This is a genomic window from Nostoc sp. CALU 1950 (assembly GCF_051172895.1).
GTDB lineage: Bacteria > Cyanobacteriota > Cyanobacteriia > Cyanobacteriales > Nostocaceae > Nostoc > Nostoc edaphicum_A.
Map to the genome: position 1 here is coordinate 1 of NZ_JBDNJQ010000501.1, position 231 is coordinate 231.

A 231-nucleotide genomic window follows, 5' to 3' on the forward strand; every position below is an offset into this window, starting at 1 on the left:
CTTACCATAATCAGCGAGAGGAAATAATTCCTCGTTTGCCTCCACCACCACCTCCGAGCAGTTCTTGGGGTAGCGGTGGCGGTGGTGGTAGCTTCGGTGGCGGCAGTAGCGGTGGCGGTGGTGGCAGTAGCGGTGGCGGTGGTGGTAGCTTCGGTGGCGGCAGTAGCGGTGGCGGTGGTGCTGGTGGTAGTTGGTAAATAATTTTATGAGCAGTCAAGATAAAAGAATTCC

1 pseudogene is annotated in these 231 nt (G+C 56.3%); it reads left to right on the plus strand.

Annotation, left to right across the window (positions count from 1 at the left end):
- A pseudogene (locus ABF638_RS38550) lies at nucleotides 1–197 on the plus strand (DUF2207 domain-containing protein); the annotation flags it as partial.
- Nucleotides 198–231 lie beyond the last annotated feature (34 nt).